The 15,949-nt window shown below is 70.2% G+C and carries 16 protein-coding genes; 6 read left to right on the top strand and 10 right to left on the bottom strand.

What is annotated here, in order from left to right:
- Window positions 1-85: 85 nt before the first annotated feature.
- A complete protein-coding gene (locus tag D3272_RS03435) occupies window positions 86-1,345 on the top strand; it encodes an SAM-dependent methyltransferase (protein ID WP_129217707.1) in 1,260 nt (419 codons plus the stop codon).
- 54 nt (window positions 1,346-1,399) lie between these two features.
- Here D3272_RS03435 and tolB read toward each other — a convergent pair whose 3' ends face one another.
- The 6 genes from tolB to ruvB all read right to left on the bottom strand — a co-directional run bounded on the left by tolB (window position 1,400) and on the right by ruvB (window position 7,089).
- Window positions 1,400-2,707 carry a Tol-Pal system beta propeller repeat protein TolB gene (gene tolB, locus D3272_RS03430; protein WP_129217706.1) on the bottom strand — a complete coding sequence of 436 codons (1,308 nt, stop codon included), beginning with the start codon at window positions 2,705-2,707 and terminating at the stop codon, window positions 1,400-1,402.
- Window positions 2,708-2,821: 114 nt separating this feature from the next.
- On the bottom strand, window positions 2,822-4,186 hold the full coding sequence (locus D3272_RS03425; protein ID WP_129217705.1) for a cell envelope biogenesis protein TolA: 1,365 nt from the start codon (window positions 4,184-4,186) through the stop codon (window positions 2,822-2,824).
- A gap of 13 nt (window positions 4,187-4,199) precedes the next feature.
- The gene (locus D3272_RS03420; protein WP_129217704.1) at window positions 4,200-4,649 is read right to left on the bottom strand and encodes an ExbD/TolR family protein; all 450 of its coding nucleotides are present in this window, start codon (window positions 4,647-4,649) and stop codon (window positions 4,200-4,202) included.
- A gap of 27 nt (window positions 4,650-4,676) precedes the next feature.
- Window positions 4,677-5,405 carry a protein TolQ gene (tolQ, locus tag D3272_RS03415; protein ID WP_129217702.1) on the bottom strand — a complete coding sequence of 243 codons (729 nt, stop codon included), beginning with the start codon at window positions 5,403-5,405 and terminating at the stop codon, window positions 4,677-4,679.
- 221 nt (window positions 5,406-5,626) lie between these two features.
- Window positions 5,627-6,028 (bottom strand): tol-pal system-associated acyl-CoA thioesterase, encoded by a 402-nt coding sequence (gene ybgC, locus D3272_RS03410; protein WP_129217701.1) that lies wholly within the window; start codon window positions 6,026-6,028, stop codon window positions 5,627-5,629.
- Window positions 6,025-7,089 carry a Holliday junction branch migration DNA helicase RuvB gene (ruvB, locus tag D3272_RS03405; protein WP_129217700.1) on the bottom strand — a complete coding sequence of 355 codons (1,065 nt, stop codon included), beginning with the start codon at window positions 7,087-7,089 and terminating at the stop codon, window positions 6,025-6,027. The genes ybgC and ruvB overlap by 4 nt, the downstream gene beginning before the upstream one ends.
- 93 nt (window positions 7,090-7,182) lie before the next feature.
- Here ruvB and D3272_RS03400 point away from each other — a divergent pair, with 93 nt between their 5' ends.
- From D3272_RS03400 to D3272_RS03385, 4 genes are read left to right on the top strand one after another with little or no spacing between them, the layout of a single operon-like run.
- Entirely contained in the window at window positions 7,183-7,767 is a 585-nt protein-coding gene (locus D3272_RS03400) for a Uma2 family endonuclease (protein WP_129217699.1), read from the top strand.
- Window positions 7,768-7,770: 3 nt separating this feature from the next.
- Window positions 7,771-8,622 carry a shikimate dehydrogenase gene (locus tag D3272_RS03395; protein WP_129217697.1) on the top strand — a complete coding sequence of 284 codons (852 nt, stop codon included), beginning with the start codon at window positions 7,771-7,773 and terminating at the stop codon, window positions 8,620-8,622.
- 31 nt (window positions 8,623-8,653) lie between these two features.
- Window positions 8,654-10,276: an alkaline phosphatase family protein gene (locus D3272_RS03390; protein WP_129217695.1), complete on the top strand. Its 1,623-nt coding sequence runs from the start codon at window positions 8,654-8,656 to the stop codon at window positions 10,274-10,276.
- 34 nt (window positions 10,277-10,310) lie between these two features.
- The gene (locus D3272_RS03385; RefSeq protein ID WP_129217693.1) at window positions 10,311-11,348 is read left to right on the top strand and encodes an amino acid ABC transporter substrate-binding protein; all 1,038 of its coding nucleotides are present in this window, start codon (window positions 10,311-10,313) and stop codon (window positions 11,346-11,348) included.
- On the opposite strand, the gene D3272_RS03380 is transcribed toward D3272_RS03385, so the two are convergent.
- Entirely contained in the window at window positions 11,323-12,276 is a 954-nt protein-coding gene (locus D3272_RS03380; RefSeq protein WP_342634160.1) for a LysR substrate-binding domain-containing protein, read from the bottom strand. The two genes, D3272_RS03385 and D3272_RS03380, sit on opposite strands and share 26 nt — an antisense overlap.
- A gap of 100 nt (window positions 12,277-12,376) precedes the next feature.
- Between D3272_RS03380 and D3272_RS03375 the strand changes: the two genes are divergently transcribed.
- Complete coding sequence (locus tag D3272_RS03375) at window positions 12,377-12,760, top strand: tautomerase family protein (RefSeq protein ID WP_129217691.1); 384 nt, start codon at window positions 12,377-12,379, stop codon at window positions 12,758-12,760.
- 13 nt (window positions 12,761-12,773) lie between these two features.
- On the opposite strand, the gene D3272_RS03370 is transcribed toward D3272_RS03375, so the two are convergent.
- Genes D3272_RS03370 through D3272_RS03360 form a run of 3 tightly spaced genes read right to left on the bottom strand, consistent with a single transcriptional unit; the run spans window position 12,774 to window position 15,930 of the window.
- Window positions 12,774-13,655, bottom strand: a complete 882-nt coding sequence (locus tag D3272_RS03370; protein WP_129217690.1) for an ABC transporter permease — start codon at window positions 13,653-13,655, stop codon at window positions 12,774-12,776.
- Between the two features lie 2 nt (window positions 13,656-13,657).
- The gene (locus D3272_RS03365; RefSeq protein WP_129217688.1) at window positions 13,658-14,641 is read right to left on the bottom strand and encodes an ABC transporter permease; all 984 of its coding nucleotides are present in this window, start codon (window positions 14,639-14,641) and stop codon (window positions 13,658-13,660) included.
- Complete coding sequence (locus tag D3272_RS03360) at window positions 14,638-15,930, bottom strand: ABC transporter substrate-binding protein (protein WP_129217686.1); 1,293 nt, start codon at window positions 15,928-15,930, stop codon at window positions 14,638-14,640. The genes D3272_RS03365 and D3272_RS03360 overlap by 4 nt, the downstream gene beginning before the upstream one ends.
- Between the last annotated feature and the right edge of the window lie 19 nt (window positions 15,931-15,949).

The raw sequence follows: 15,949 nt of genomic DNA, 5'->3' as shown, positions 1-15,949 counted from the left end.
CTCATCCTGCGAAGCATGGCGCGTCCTCGGCTGATCTTGTCCGGCTCGTCGTCCCGCGCGGGATGGGCGCTGCACAGAGTTGCCGATGCTCAAGACCCTGCTCGCCCGCCTGATCCGCCACGGCCGCCTGACCGTGACGACGCCTTTCGGAACCGTCGCGGCCGGCCAGCGCGACGAGAGCCTGCCCGCCGGGCGGCTCGACGTCCGCCTGCGCCTGCGCAAGGCCGCCACGGTCCTCAAGCTCGCCACCAACCCGGACCTCTACTTCGGGGAAGCCTACATGGACGGCGACCTCGTGATCGAGCAGGGCAGCCTCTACGACCTCATGGAACTGCTCGGCTCCAACATCGCGGCCCTCGGCCAGGACCCGAACCCGAAGGTCGGGCAGTGGGCCTCCAAGGTCGTCGGCGCCCTCTCGGCCCGCAACGATCCGCGCAAGGCCCGGGCCAACGTCGCCCACCACTACGACCTGTCGGGCGAGCTCTACCGGAGCTTCCTCGACAGCGACATGCAATATTCCTGCGCGTATTTCCGCCACCCGGACGACGACATCGAGGCGGCCCAGCTCGCCAAGCGGCAGCACATCGCCGCCAAGCTGCTGCTGGCGCCCGGCCAGCACGTGCTCGACATCGGCTGCGGCTGGGGCGGGCTCGCGCTGTTCATCGCCAGGACGGCGGATGTGAGGGTGACGGGCATCACCCTGTCGCAGGAGCAGCTCGCCGTGGCGCGCCGCCGCGCCAAGGAGGAGGGGCTCGATCACCGGGTCAAGTTCGAGCTCGTCGACTACCGCCTGCTCCAGGGCCAGTTCGACCGCATCGTCTCGATCGGCATGTTCGAACACGTCGGCCTGCCGAACTACGAGACCTATTTCGGCGCCATCAAGCGCCTTCTGGCGCCCGCCGGCATCGCCATGGTGCATTCCATCGGCAAGATGTACGGGCCCGCCCCCACCAGCACCTGGATCCTCAAATACATCTTCCCCGGCGGCTACGTGCCGGCACTCTCCGAGGTGCTGCCCGCCGTCGAGCGCCAGGGCCTGTGGCTCAACGACCTCGAAGTGCTCCGGCTGCACTATGCCGACACGCTGCGGCTGTGGCGCGAGCGCTTCGAGGCCCGGTGGGCGGACCTCAGCCGCGTCTACGACGAGCGGTTCCGCCGCATGTGGGAGTTCTACCTCGTGGGGAGCGAGATCTCGTTCCGCCACTTCGGCTTCATGGTGTTCCAGGTGCAGCTCGCCAGGGCCGTGGATGCCGCGCCCCCGACCCGCGACTATCTCTACGAGGCCGAGGTGGACATGCGCGCCCGCGCCGCAGCCGCGCCGGGGACGGCCCTCGCCGCCGAGTAGCGCGGCCGGCGCCGGCGGGCGCGACGCGCCCGGTCTGGGGCGGCGGACCGGGCCTCAGCCCAGGAGCGGGCCCCAGGCCGGGTCCGAGGCGCCGCCGGGGGTCGGGACCGGGAACTCGCCGCGGCCGAACAGGTCCGTCATGAAGATCTTCGCGGTGGCGCCGTTGCCGGCATCGCGGAAGAACATGAGGTAGAGCCCGTTGGGCGCCCAGGTGGGTCCCTCGTTGTGGAATCCCTGGGTGATGATCTTCTCGCCCGAGCCGTCCGGCTTCATGATGCCGATGGCGAACTGGCCGCCGGCCTGCTTGGTGAAGGCGATGTAGTCGCCCTTGGGGGACCAGACCGGCGTCGAATAGCGCCCGTCGCCGAAGGAGATGCGCTTGGCGCCCCCGCCCGAGGCCCCCATGAGGTAGATCTGCTGGGTGCCGCCGCGGTCCGACTCGAAGACGATCTGGCTGCCGTCCGGCGAGAAGCAGGGCGACGTGTCGATCGAGGCGTCGTTGGTCAGCTGGTGCGGGTCGTTGCCGCCCACCGGCATGGTGTAGAGGTTGGAGCTCGTCCCCTCCGACAGCGACATGATGATCTTGCGCCCGTCCGGGGAGAAGCGCGGCGAGAAGGTCATGCCGGGGAAGTTGCCGACGCTGTGTTTCGAGCCCGTCTCGACGTCGAGCAGCATCACCTCCGGCTCGACGTCGCCGAACGACATGTAGGCGACCTGCTGCGCCGTGGGCGAGAAGCGCGGCGTGACGACGAGGTTGTCGCCGCGCGTGAGGTAATGGATGTTGCCGCCGTCCTGGTCCACGATGGCGAGGCGCTTGCGCCGCTTCTCCGCCGAGCCGGTCTCGTCGACGTAGACGACGCGGCTGTCGAAGAACCCCTTCTCGCCCGTGATGCGGGTGAAGACCGCGTCGGCGACGATATGGGCGACGCGCCGGCCGTTCGACAGGTCCGTCGCATAGTGCTGGCCCGCCACCTGCTGGCCAGAACCGGTCTCGAACAGGCGGAAATCCGTGTTGAACCGGCCCCCGGAGCGGTCGACCCGCCCGGTGACGAGGAACTGCGCGCCGGCCGCCTTATAGGCCTCCATGGCGGGGTTGGCCGGGTCGACGGCGGGCTGCGGACCCTCGAGCGGCTTCAGGTAGACCGAGCGCTTGAAGTCGTTGACGACGATGCCCGCCACCTTGGCGGCATCCGGCCCCTCGCCGGCGAAGGGCGCCACCGCGATCGAGACCGGGGTGAAGTTGCCGCCCGGGCGGATGTCGAGATAGCGGTCCTCGGCGCGGACCGGGACGGCCGGCAGCGTGCCCCCGACCGCGGCGAGCGCGGAGGATGCCAGGAACGTGCGGCGGCTGAGACGGATCATCGTCAAACGGTCCTCGGTTGTCGCGGCGAAGCCATGGCGCGACGCGGTTAAAAATCTACTGCGACGGTCCCCGGCCGCCGTGCGTCCCGCCCGCACGGGCGGGATCGCCCGACCTCACCCGGCCATCTCGGCGGGGTCGAAGCGCAGGATGCGGCTGCGCCACTGCTCATAGAAGGGCGAGAACTGCGCCGGAATGTGCAGCGGGTTGCACTGGCGCACGGCCCGCAGCGCGCTTTCGGCGAGGCTGCGCGCCGCCGGGTCGGAGGGCCGGTTGAGCAGCGTCGGCTCGCTCTGGAGGGAGCCGTCCTCGGCGTAGCTGACCTTGATCTCCGGGATGTACCGGCCGTGGTCGAGGCCGAGGTAGCTCCAGCACTGCTTGAACTGGTCGGCGAGGAGCCCGTCGAGCGCGTCCGACTGGGTCGGCGACATCTTCGGCGCAGTGCCCGACGTGGCGCCGCGCGACGCGACCTTGCTGACCTGCCGCCCGGTCGAAGGCGGTGCCCCGGCCGGCTGCGAGTTCAGGATGCGCGAGATGTCGGTCGGGTCGAAGGCCTTCTGGTCGGTCGGTTCGGCCGTGCCGTCGGCCGCGGCTTCGCGCTGGCTCGGCGCCGGCTTGGCGTGCGCCGGCGCCTTGTGGACGGGCTTCGGCGTGGGCTTGGGCTCGGATTTGGGCTCAGGCTTGGCCTCGGGCTGCGGCTCTGCGGCGGCCTGGTCGAGCAGCTTCGCCAGCTGGTCGGGCTTTTCGACCGGCCGGGTCTTGGGCGGCTTCACCTCGGCGACCTTGACCTCGGGGACCTTGGGCGGGGTCGGCACCGGCGGCTTGGGCGGCTTGACCTCGGCGCGCTTGGGCGGCTCCGGCGGCGTCGGCACCGGGACGGGGACCGGCACCGGCTTCGGCGGGAGCGGAGGCGCGGGCCTGATCACCTCGGCGTCGGGGTCGCGCTCGGGCGGCACCGGCGCCGTGGGCGCGGCCTTGGCGGGCGCGGGTTTGGCGGGCGCGGGCTTCTGCGGGGGCTCGGGCGGCGTCGGCACGGGCGGGGTCGGCGCTTCCGGGGGGAGCGGCGGGGGCGGCGTGGGGTCGGGCCGCTGGGGGGGCGGTGGTGGCGGCGGTGGTGGCGGCGGCGTCGGCACCGGCGGGGTCGGCTCCGGGGGCGTCGGCGCAGCCGGCTTCGGCGGCGGCGGCGGCGGGGCCTCCTTCTGGACGTCGGGCTTCGGCGGTTCGGCGTGCTGCTCGTCGGCCTCGGCGACCTTGTCGGCCTTGGTCACGGGCGTCTTGGTGACCTCCTTCGAGGACTTCTCACCCTTCATGATCTGGTTGAAGTCGCTCTGCGAGATGGTCTCGATCGGGACCGCCTCGGGCATCTGCTCGTCCATCGGCTTGTCGGCCAACCAGGGGATGTTGACGATCAGCAGGGCCAGCAGCGACCCGTGGACCAGGAGCGAGAGCGCGACCCCGGGCTCAGACAGCTTGAGCTTCAAAGCGAAACCCGCCTCACTTGTCCGACTGCTCGGTCACCAGGGCGACCTTCTTGTAGCCGGCCGAGGTGATGAGGGCCATGACGTCGGCGATGCGGCCGTAGTTCACCGCCTTGGCGCCGCGCAGGTAGATGCGCTCGTCGTAGCCGTCCTTGGCGAGTTCCTGCAGGCGGGCCAGCAGGCCGTCCATCGCCACGGGCTGGTCGGCGACGAAGATGTCGCCCTTGTCGTCCACCGCCACGCTGAGGGGTTTCGAGTCGATCTTGAGCTCGCCCGCCGTGGTCTTGGGCAGGTCGATCGGCACGCCGGACGCGAGCAGCGGCGCCGCCACCATGAAGATGATGAGCAGCACCAGCACGACGTCGATGAACGGCGTCATGTTGATTTCGGCCATGGCGCCGTAGCGCGGCACGCCGCGCTTGCGCCGGCCGCCCTTCTTGCCCGCGGCCCCGACCGACATGCCCATGCTGGAACTCCCCTGGCCCGGGCGCGATCAGGCGGCGCGGTCGCGCTCGCCGCCGACGTGGTGGTCGATCTGGCGAGACAGGATGGACGAGAACTCGTCGGCGAAGGATTCCATGCGGGCCTGGAACCGCGCCACGATGCCCTGGAGGTTGTTGAAGAAGATCAGCGCCGGGATGGCGGCGAAGAGGCCGATGGCGGTGGCGAGCAGCGCTTCGGCGAGGCCGGGCGCGATGACGGCGAGCGACGTGTTCTTCGAGGCCGCGATGGAGCGGAACGACGTCATGATGCCCCAGACGGTGCCGAAGAGGCCGACGAAGGGCGCGGTCGACGCCACGGTGGCGAGCACGATGAGCTTGGATTCGAGCTTCTCGACCTCGCGGGCGATCGACACGTCGAGCACCTTCTCGAGCCGCGCATGCAGGCCCATGAAGGAGGCGCCGACGTTCTGGAAGCTCCGCTTCCATTCCCGCATGGCGCCGACGAAGAGCGACGCCATGCCGATCGTCTCGGTCTGCGACAGGTCGGTGTAGAGTTCCTCCAGCGACTGGCCCGACCAGAACACCTGCTCGAACCGGTCCATCGCCTTGCGGGTGCTGGTGAACAGGATGAACTTGTTGATGATGATGGCCCAGCAGGCCAGCGAGGAGCCGAGAAGGCCCAGCATGATGAGCTTCACCAGCACGCTGGCGTTCATGAACATGCCGAGGATGGTGAGATCCGCGGTCGGTGCGGCGGCGACGACATCTGCAGGGTTCATGCGGTCCATTTCCCGGCGCCGGCGGCGCAATCCTGTGGCGCTCCGCGCCGCGCGACCCTGCGCGCCGCGGGACACCGGCGGCATCTCACTGAAATCACGCCACCGTCCTGCGGTGGGAATCCGTCAATTCTGCGGCTTCGCCGTCACACCCAAGACCATTCGTCCCGACGCGATCAAGCGCCGGACAGGGTTAAGGCAGGGTTAACGTAACGGCGGGAAGTTCAACCGGCGAGGCGCGCCGCGAGCCCGGCCGGCAGGCGCGTCGCACGGCCGCGCGACACGGCCGCGACCCTGACGGTGGCCTCGACCAGGACGTCGTCCCCGCGCAGGAGCCGCTGGTGCATGACGAGGGACGCGCCCCCCGAAGCGGCGACGCGCGTCTCGACCTCGACGAGGTCGTCCATCCGGGCGGGGCGGCGGAAGTCGATCTCCATGCGGGCCACCGCCAGCGCCAAGGGCGGCTCCGCCGCGAAGAGCGACGCGTGGTCGAGGCCGGCGTCGCGCAGCGTTTCGGTGCGGCCGCGCTCGAGGAAGCGCAGGTAGTTGGCGTGGTAGACGACGCCCGAGAAATCCGTGTCCTCGTAATAGACCCGCACGGTCAGGCGATGCACGCGCCCGCTCACGCTTCCGCCTCCGGCTCCGTGCCGCGCAGGGCCGTGAACAGCCCGTACTGGTCGCTGTGGGCCTTGGGCTCGGCGATGCCGAGGTGACGGAAGGCGTGGGGCGTGAGCAGGCGGCCGCGCGGCGTGCGCTGCAGGAAGCCGAGCTGGATGAGGTAGGGCTCGATGATGTCCTCGATGGCGTCGCGCGGCTCGGACAGGGCCGCCGCGATGGTCTCGACCCCGACCGGGCCGCCGCCGAAGGACAGCGCGATGATGTCGAGGTAGCGCCGGTCCATCCCGTCGAGCCCGATGTCGTCAACGTCGAGCAGCTTCAGCGCCGCGTCGGCGATGGTGCGGGTGATGGTCGCGGCCTCGTCCACGATGGCGAAGTCCCGCACCCGGCGCAGCAGCCGGCCGGCGATGCGCGGCGTGCCCCGGGCGCGCCGCGCGATCTCGTTGGCGCCGTCGGGCGCGATGCCGATGTTGAACACGCGGGCGCCGCGCCGCACGATCAGCTCCAACTCCGCCACCGTGTAGAACTGCAGCCGGATGGGGATGCCGAACCGGTCGCGCAGCGGCGTCGTCAGCAGGCCGGCGCGGGTGGTGGCGCCGACCAGCGTGAACTTCGGCAGGTCGATCTTGACCGACCGGGCGGCCGGGCCCTGGCCGATCATCAGATCGAGCTGGAAGTCCTCCATGGCGGGATAGAGGATCTCCTCGACGGCCGGGTTCAGCCGGTGGATCTCGTCGATGAACAGCACGTCGCGCTCCTCGAGTCCCGTCAGCTGGGCGGCGAGGTCGCCGGCCTTGGCGATGACGGGACCCGAGGTGGAGCGGAAGTTCGAGCCGAGCTCGCGCGCCACGATCTGCGCCAGCGTGGTCTTGCCGAGGCCGGGGGGGCCCACCAGCAGCACGTGGTCCAAGGCTTCGCCGCGGGTGCGGGCCGCCTCGATGAAGACGCCGAGGTTCTTGCGCGCCGCCTCCTGGCCGGTGAAGTCGACGAGCGAGAGCGGGCGCACCGAGGTTTCGGTGTCGTCGTCGCGCTTCTCGGGCGTGATGAGGCGGCGGGGAGGCGGGGGCAAATCGGGGTCCGGGGTGTCGCGCGTCGGGTGGCAGTGATAGGCTGATCGCGCGCGGAAATCGACAGGGCCTGCGCGAAGCCGGAGACGACCGTGATGTCCCGCCCGGACGACCGATCCGACCGCATGAGTCTCGACGACTTCGAGGACCTCCTCGCCGACAAACCGCACGACGAGACGTGGGAGCTGATCGGCGGCCGCGTCGTCAGGATGATGACGGGTGCGCGCTGGGAGCACCATTTCATCGTCCAGAACATCAACTTCGCGCTGAGCAGCCACTTGCGCGCGAAGGCCTCGCCCTGCCGCGTCTTCACCGAAGCCTTTCGGCTGAAGGTGCGGTCGCAGGAAACCTCCGTCGTGCCGGACGTGATGGTGCATTGCGGTCCGCTCCCGCCCGGCGCGTCGTCGCTCGACGCGCCGACCGTTCTCGTCGAGGTGATGTCGGATGGCAGCATCGGGCGCGACCGAGGAGAGAAGTGGCAGGTCTACCGTAAGATCGCGTCGCTCCGGCACTACGTCCTCGTCGAGCGCGACAAGCCGGTCATCGAGGTCTTCGACAGGACCGGCGAGGCCCCGTTCAAGGAACGCATGATCGAGGGACTCGATGCCGTGCTCGAACTTTCCGCCCTCGACGTCGCCATTCCCCTTGCCGAGATCTATCGGGACGTGCTTTCCGCCTGAGGCATGAGCAATGCGTCCAGCGCCCGAGGCCCCCGCGCCTTCGTCATCGGCCATCCCGTCGGCCATTCCCGCTCGCCGTTGATCCACGGCCATTGGCTGGAGGTCCACGGCATCGCGGGCTCCTACGAGAGGGTCCCGGTCGCCCCCGAGGACCTCGACGGCTTCGTCGCCGGCCTCAAGGCGGCCGGCTTCGTCGGCGGCAACGTCACGGTGCCGCACAAGAGCCGCGTGCTGGAGCTGGCCGAGGCCGTGGACGAGGCGGCCGACGCGATCGGCGCCGCCAACACGCTGTGGTTCGACGAGGGCGAACTCGTGGCCGGCAACACCGACGCGCTCGGCTTCCTGGCCAGCCTCGACGACGAGGCGCCGGGCTGGGACGGGACGCCGGGCGCCGCGCTGGTTCTGGGCGCGGGCGGCGCCGCCCGGGCGGTGATCCACGGCCTGCTCGATCGCGGCTTCGAGGTGGCGGTCGTCAACCGCACGCTGATGCGCGCCGTCGAACTCGCCGAGGGGCAGGACGACAGCGTCTGGGCCTATGCCTGGGAGGAGATCCCCCAGCTGCTGCGCGCCGCCGACCTCGTCGTCAACACGACGACGCTGGGCATGGCCGGCCAGCCGCCGCTGACGCTCGACCTCGCCGGCCTCAAGCGCGGCGCGCTGGTCGTCGACATCGTCTACACGCCGCTGGAAACGCCGCTGCTGGCGGCGGCCCGCGCCGCCGGACACCGCGCCGTGGGCGGCCTCGGCATGCTGCTGCACCAGGCCGTGCCGGGCTTCGAACGCTGGTTCGGTGTGCGGCCGGAGGTGACGCCGGAGCTGCGAGCGCTGATCGAGGCGGACGTGCGCCGCGGATGATGGGCGCCCCGATGGCAGGGGAGGGACCGGGATGACGGCGCGCAACGTGCTCTGGATCATGTGCGACCAGCTGCGCTTCGACTACCTGTCCTGCGCTGGGCACGGCAGCCTCGCCACGCCCAACATCGACCGCCTCGCCGCGCGCGGCGTCCGGTTCACGCGCGCCTACGTGCAATCGCCGGTCTGCGGCCCCTCGCGCATGAGCTTCTACACGGGGCGCTACATGCGCTCGCACGGCGCCAACTGGAACCAGTTCCCGCTGCGGGTCGACGAGCCGACGCTCGGCGACGCGTCGAAGGCCCTCGGCGTCCGCAACGTCCTCGTCGGCAAGACCCACATGCGCGCCGACGACGACGGGCTCGACCGCCTGGGCATCGACCGCGCCTCCGACATCGGCGTGCACGTGTCTCAATGCGGCTTCGAACCCTTCGAGCGGGACGACGGCCTGCATCCGACGGCGTCGGGCGGCGGGCGGACCCGCTACGACGAGCACCTGAGGGCCCGCGGCTTCGGCGGCGCCAACCCCTGGGAAGACTGGGCCAATGCCGGGGACGCGGAGGGCGGGCTCGCGAGCGGCTGGCTGCTCGCCCACGCCGACAAGGTGGCGCGGGTCGACGAGGCCGAATCCGAGACGCCCTACATGACCCGGCGCGCGATGGAGTTCATCGCGGATGCGGCGCGGGACGGGCGCCCGTGGTGCCTCCACCTGTCCTACATCAAGCCGCACTGGCCCTATATCGCCCCCGCCCCCTACCACGCACTCTATGGCCCCGCCGACGTGAAGCCGGCGGTGCGCGACGCGGCGGAGCGGGTCGATCCTCACCCGGTCTACGCGGCCTTCATGGACCTGCGCGTGTCGCGCAACATGGCGCGCGACGAGGTCCGCGCCCGCGTGATCCCCGCCTACATGGGCCTGATCAAGCAGATCGACGACCAGCTCGGCGAACTCTTCGCCTTTCTCGAGAGCGAGGGCCTGGCCGACACCACCCTCGTGGCCTTCACCTCCGACCATGGCGACTACCTCGGCGACCATTGGCTCGGCGAGAAGGACCTGTTCCACGATTGTTCGGTCAAGGTGCCGCTCATCGTCTACGATCCCTCGCCCGCGGCGGATGGCACGCGGGGCACGGTCTGCGACCGGCTCGTCGAGGCCATCGACCTCGCCCCGACCATCGTCGACTGGTTCGGCGGCCGGCCGCGACCGAACGTGATGGAGGGGCGCTCGCTGCTGCCGCTGTTGCACGGGCGGACGGACCTGCCGTGGCGGCGCTACGCGGTCTCGGAATATGATTTCTCGATGCTGGAGGTGCGTGCCGCGCTGGGCCTCGCCCCGCGCGACAGCCGGCTCTTCATGCTCTTCGACGGTCGCTGGAAGCTGGTGCATGCGCCGGGCTTCCGGCCCATGCTGTTCGACCTCGCGGACGACCCCGACGAGGTACGCGACCTCGGCGGCGATCCGACCCATGCGCCCGAGATCGCGCGCCTGAGGGACCTGTTGCTGGACTGGGCCCTGCGCGACCACGCGCGCGTGACCATGGACGACGACGCCATCCTGGCCTACGGGCCGGCGACGCAGCTCGAGCGCGGCGTCATGATCGGCTACACCGACGAGGCCGAGGTCGCGCAGGCTCGCGCCGACTACGGCCTCGACTGACGCTGTCCCTTTCACCCCCGCCATGGACGATCCGATGCGATTTCCGGGACGATGCCGCGCCGCGCTCCTCGGCTTCGCCTTGGGCTCGGCGCTGGTCGGCGCCGCGGAATGGCCGGCCGCCGCCTCGACGCTCGACACCGTGAAGGCCAGGGGCGTGCTGGTCTGCGGCATCAACCCCAACCTGCCGGGCTTCGGCATGCCGGACGGCCAGGGCGGCTTCAAGGGCCTGAACGCGGACCTGTGCCGCGCCGTCGCGGCGGCGGTGCTCGGCGACGCCGCCAAGGTCAGGTTCATGGCGCTCACGGCGCCGACGCGCTTCACGGCCCTGCAGAGCGGTGCCGTCGACGTGCTGATGCACAACAGCACCTGGACGCTGTCGCGCGATACGGGCCTCGGCATCAGCCTGACCGGCATCGACTTCTACGACGGCCAGGCCTTCATGGTGCATCGGGGCAGCAGGGTCGCCAGCCTGTCCGACCTCGCCGGCGCCTCGGTCTGCATGCAGCAGGGCTCGACGGCCGAGCTGAACGCTTCCGACTATTTCCGCACCCGCGGCATCGCCTTCGAGCCCGTCACCTTCGCGGACGACGACCAGGCGGCCCAGGCCTTCCAATCGGGACGCTGCGACGCCCTGACCAGCGACGCCACGGCGCTCGCCGCGACCCGGCTGAAGCTCGCCCGGCCCGACGAGGCCGAGACCCTGCCGGAGATCATCTCCAAGGAGCCGATCGGCCCGGCGGTGCGCAAGGGCGACGACGGGTGGTTCGACATCGTCCGCTGGACGCTCTTCGCCCTGATCGACGCCGAGGACCTCGGCGTGACGCGGGCCAACGCCCGCGGACAGGCGGCGAGCAAGCTGCCCGAGATCCGCCGGCTCCTCGGCACCGAGGGCGGGCTCGGCAAGGGGCTCGGCCTCGCGGACGATTGGGCGCTCTCCGCCATCGCCGCCGTGGGGAACTACGGCGAGGTGTTCGACCGCAACCTCGGCGCCGGCTCGGCACTGAAGATCCCGCGCGGACCCAACGCGTCCTGGCTGAAGGGCGGCCTCATGTACGCGCCCCCGGTGCGCTGACGGCCCGGCCGGCTCCCCGCCCGGCGCGGGGCTGGCGGGCGAGCGGCAGGGCGTCCTCGGCGGCCCGGGCCGCCGCCCCGGCCCGAAATCCCGCCGCGAGGCCGCGCAGCGCCGCGGCGAGGCGGGGCTGCGTGACCCGGGACTGCAGCACGACGCGGGACCTGGGCAGGGGCGGCAGGCCCACGGCGTCCCCGACGTCGATGAGGCCGGGCGGCGCGACGCGCAACGCCAGCACCGAAACGGCGAGCCCCGCCGCCAGCGCCGCGCCGAGGGCCGCGACGCCGCCGCCCACGAAGGCGTCGCGCCAGGCCAGGCCCGCATCCTCGAGCGACCGGATCGCGAGGGCCCGCACCCCGCAGGGCTCGGCGAGGGTCGCGAGCGGCAGGGGCAGGCCGGTCGGCCAGCGCCAGGACGGGGCCGCCACCCAGGCATAGGGTTCCTCGATCAACACCTCGCCCGGACGGCGATCGTCTTCGGCGCGCACCACCACGGCATCGAAGCTTCCCCGGTCGAAACGGTCGAGCAGCTCGCGCGAGGCGCCGACATGGACGTCGGGGAGGAGATCCGGGTCCTGGCGCGTGATCCGCTTCAGGATGTCGGGCAGGTCGCGCCCGGCCGCCTGGTCGCTGATGCCGATCGACAGGCGCAGGCGGTCCTGCCGGCGCAGGGTGGCGAGCAGGCCGTCGCGGCTGCCGAGCAGGTCGCGGGACGCCTGCAGGAAGGGGCCGCAGCCCTCGGCGACGCGGACGAGGCGCGGCGTCCGCTCCAGCAGGCGTCGGCCAACGCTGGCCTCGAGACGCTTCACCTTGAGGCTGACGACGGATTGCGTCGTGCCGAGCGCCTCGGCGGCGCGCGTGAAGCTGCTGAGCTCCGCCACCCGCACGAAGGCTTCCACGCAGTCGAGGTCGAGGGAGGGCAGGCTCTGCACCATTGCGATCCGCAATCACAGACAGGCGGATCCAGGGCGTTCACGCCTGGATAGGGTCGGGGTACGACGGGCTCGTTCCTCTCGCAAGGTGTTTCGACCCATGCCCCTCGCCCGCATCGACCTGCTCCGCGGCAAGCCGCCGGCCCATCGCGCCGCTCTCCGCGACGGCATTCACCGCGCCCTGGTGGCCACCTTCGAGGTCCCCGAGGGCGATCGGTTCGCCATCCTGACGGAACACGATCCCGAGGACTTCGTCTTCGACCCGAGCTACCTCGGCGGGTCGCGCAGCGCCGATCACGTCATCGTCTCCATCACGGTCAGCCGCACGCGCGGCACCGCCCAGAAGAAGGCGCTCTATGCCGCCATCGTGCGGAACCTCGCCGAGGCTCCCGGCCTGCGCCCGGAGGATGTCACCATCATCCTGACCGAGAACGGCCGGGAAGACTGGTCCTTCGGCCAGGGGATCGCCCAGTACGTGGCGTGACGTCGATGCCGCGTCACGCCTTGCCGGCGTCGGACCCGTGCCGTTTCTGGCGGGCACGCAGCAGGGCGATGCCGAGGAGCGCGATGGCGATGACGACGAAGCTCACCCCCGTCGTCGTGGTGCCGAGCGCGTAGATCATCGGGGTCGTCACCGTGGTGGTGAGGGCTTGAAGCTGCAGCGGCAGCGTGTTGTCGGAGCCGATGGCCTGCGACGAGCGGGCGATCTCGTCCCAGGACAGCGTGAAGCCGAAGAGCGCGACCCCGATCAGGGCGGGCAGGATCAGCGGCAGCACCACGTGGCGGAAGCCCTGCCAGGGCGTGGCGCCGAGGTCCCGCGCCGCCTCCTCGAGCCGCCCGTCGAAGCGGTTGAAGATGGCGAACATGATGAGCAGGCCGAAGGGCAGCGTCCAGGTGAGGTGGGCGGCGAGGCCCGAGGTGAAGAGCCCGAGCGCGGTCGTGTAGGTGCCGCTCATCCAGTCCGGCCCGGCCTTGACGGCGGCGTCGATCAGCCGGAACAGCAGCGCGATGCCGAGCGAGGTGACGATCGACGGCACGATGAGGCTGGCGATCGCCACGTAGAACAGCACGGCCTGGCCGCGGAACTTGCGGCGGTAGGCGAGGCCCGCCAGCGTCGAGAACACCACCGTGACCAGCGTCACGACGAGGCCGAGTTCGAGCGAGCGCCAGAAGGCGGCGCCGATGTCGACGATGCCGCCGCCTTCCCAGAGCTTGGCGAACCAGTGCACCGAGGCGCCGTTCATCGGGAAGGTCATGCCGCCCTGCGGCCCCTGGAACGACAGCACGAAGATGACGATCATCGGGCCGTACAGGAACAGCACGTAGAGGCCGAAGAAGGCGGCCAGCAGGTAGAAGGCAGGCGAGCGTCCCTCCCGCATCCTCACAGCTCCTTGCGGATGTCCACCACCTTGGTCAGGGCGGTGATGATGAGCAGGGTGGCGGCCAGCAGGATCACGGCATTGGCGGCGGCGGGCGGGAACTGCAGGGCGTTGAGCCGGGTCTCGATGATCTTGCCGGCCGAGGCGATCTGCTGGCCGCCCATGACGCCGACCGTGACGAAGTCGCCCATCACGATGGTGACGACGAAGATGGAGCCGATGACGATGCCGGGCTTGCACAGCGGCACCACGACGTTCCACAGCGTCTGCCAGCCGCTGGCGCCCGCGTCGTAGGCGGCCTCGATCAGCCGCCTGTCGATCCTCACCATGGAGTTGAAGATCGGGATCACCATGAAGAAGGTGAACAGGTGCACGAAGGCGAGGATGACCGAGAACCGCGAGTAGAGCAGCCATTCGAGCGGCGCATCCACCACCCCGGCATGGGTCAGCGCCTGGTTGACGAGCCCGTTGCGGCCGAGCAGCGGGATCCACGAGATCATGCGGATGACGTTGGAGGTCCAGAACGGGATGGTGCAGAGCAGCGCCAGCACGATCTGCATGGTCAGCGAGCGGACGTGGAAGGCCAGGAAATACGAGATGGTGAAGCCGATCACCAGCGTGATGGCCCAGACCGCGAAACACAGTTCCGCCGTGGTGACGTAGGTCTTGAAGATGGTGCAGAGTCCGGGAAGCTGGTCGTAGCAGCCCTCGAACGTCTCGGTGTAGGAGCGGAACGTGAAGCTCGGCAGGATCTCGTAGTCGTTGTAGTCCCAGAAGCTCACCACCACGACGAGGGCGAGCGGCAGGACGAAGAACAGCGCGAAGACGAGGCCCATCGGCATGGCCTGGAGCCATGCCGGGGGTGCCCAGCCGTGCCGGCCCCGCGGCCGCGCCGCACGGGGCGCCGCGGCCGCGAGCGGCGCGGCGGGTGAAGCCCCCGCGGCGGGGGCCCCTCCCGCATCGGTCGGCCGGGCGGTGTGGCTCATGCCGCGATGAACTCGTTCCACTTGCGGACCATGTAGTCGTTCTCGTCCATGATGGCGTTCCAGCAGGCCACCTTGCCCATGCGCTGGTCGAAGGAGCCGCCGTCGCGCGTGTTGCCGGCCTTCTCGAGCAGCGTGCCGTCGGGCGCGTGGATGTCCTTCTCGGCGGGCTTGCCCTCCATCCAGAAGGCCCATTCGTAGGGCTCCATGGCGGCCTTGGCGGTCGGCAGCACGGCCGAATAATAGCCCTGGCGGTTGAGGTAGGCGCCGGCCCAGCCGGACAGGAACCAGTTCACGAACTCGTAGGCCACGTCCTCCTTCATGCCGGTGACGGCCTTGGACACCGCGAAGCCCGTCGCCCAGGAGCGATAGCCCTCCTTCAGCGGCTGGAACACGCAGGGGATGCCCTTGGACTTCACGGCCGTGACGGCGGGCGACCACATCGACTGGATCACGGTCTCGCCCGAGGCCATGAGGTTGACGCTCTCGTTGAAGTCCTTCCAGAAGGCGCGGAACTGGCCGCTCTTCTTGGCGTCGGTGAGGACCTTCATGGTGAGGTCGATCTCGGCCTTCGTCATGTTGCCCTTGTCGGCATACTTATGCTGGCCCGTCGCCTCCACCACCATGGCGGCGTCCATGATGCCGATGGAGGGGATGTTGAGCAGGGCGGCCTTGCCCTTGAACTCGGGGTTCAGCAGCTCGGCCCAGCTCGAGATCGGCCGCTTGATGAGGTCGGGCCGGATGCCCAGCGTGTCGGCGTTGTAGGTGGTGGGGATCAGCGTCGCCCATTCCGTCATGCCGGGGGCGAACTTCGTCGAGTGCTCGCCCTCGACGAACATCACCTTCTTGGGTGCGGTGCCCTGGTCGCCGATCTTGGTACCGTCCGGCAGCTCGCACTTGGTGATGACCGGCGTGATATTGTCGTATTCCTTGATCTTCTTGCCGTTCATCGCCTTGAGATTGCCGGCCGGGACCAGCTTCTTCAGCGCGAAATACTCGGTGTCGACGATGTCGTAGGAGTTCGGCTGGGTGATGACCCGCTTGGTCACGTCGTCCGTGGTGACGGCGACGTATTCGATGGTGATGCCGGTGTCCTCCTTCACCTTCTTGGCGATGTCGGCCGACTGGTTCACGGCGGTGCCGAGATAGCGTAGCACCTTGGGCTCGGCCGACCAGACGGCCGGGAAGCCCGTGACGGCGCCCGAACCGGCGGCCACGCCCGCGACGGCGGCCGAGCCGCGGAGCAGCGTGCGGCGCGACAGCTTCACGGTCGGCCTCGTATCCTGTGTCACGATGGTGTCTCCTGTGGTG

Origin of the sequence: Lichenibacterium ramalinae (genome assembly GCF_004137085.1) — a bacterium.
GTDB lineage: Bacteria > Pseudomonadota > Alphaproteobacteria > Rhizobiales > Beijerinckiaceae > Lichenihabitans > Lichenihabitans ramalinae.
This window is presented reverse-complemented; position numbering and strand designations above follow the sequence as displayed.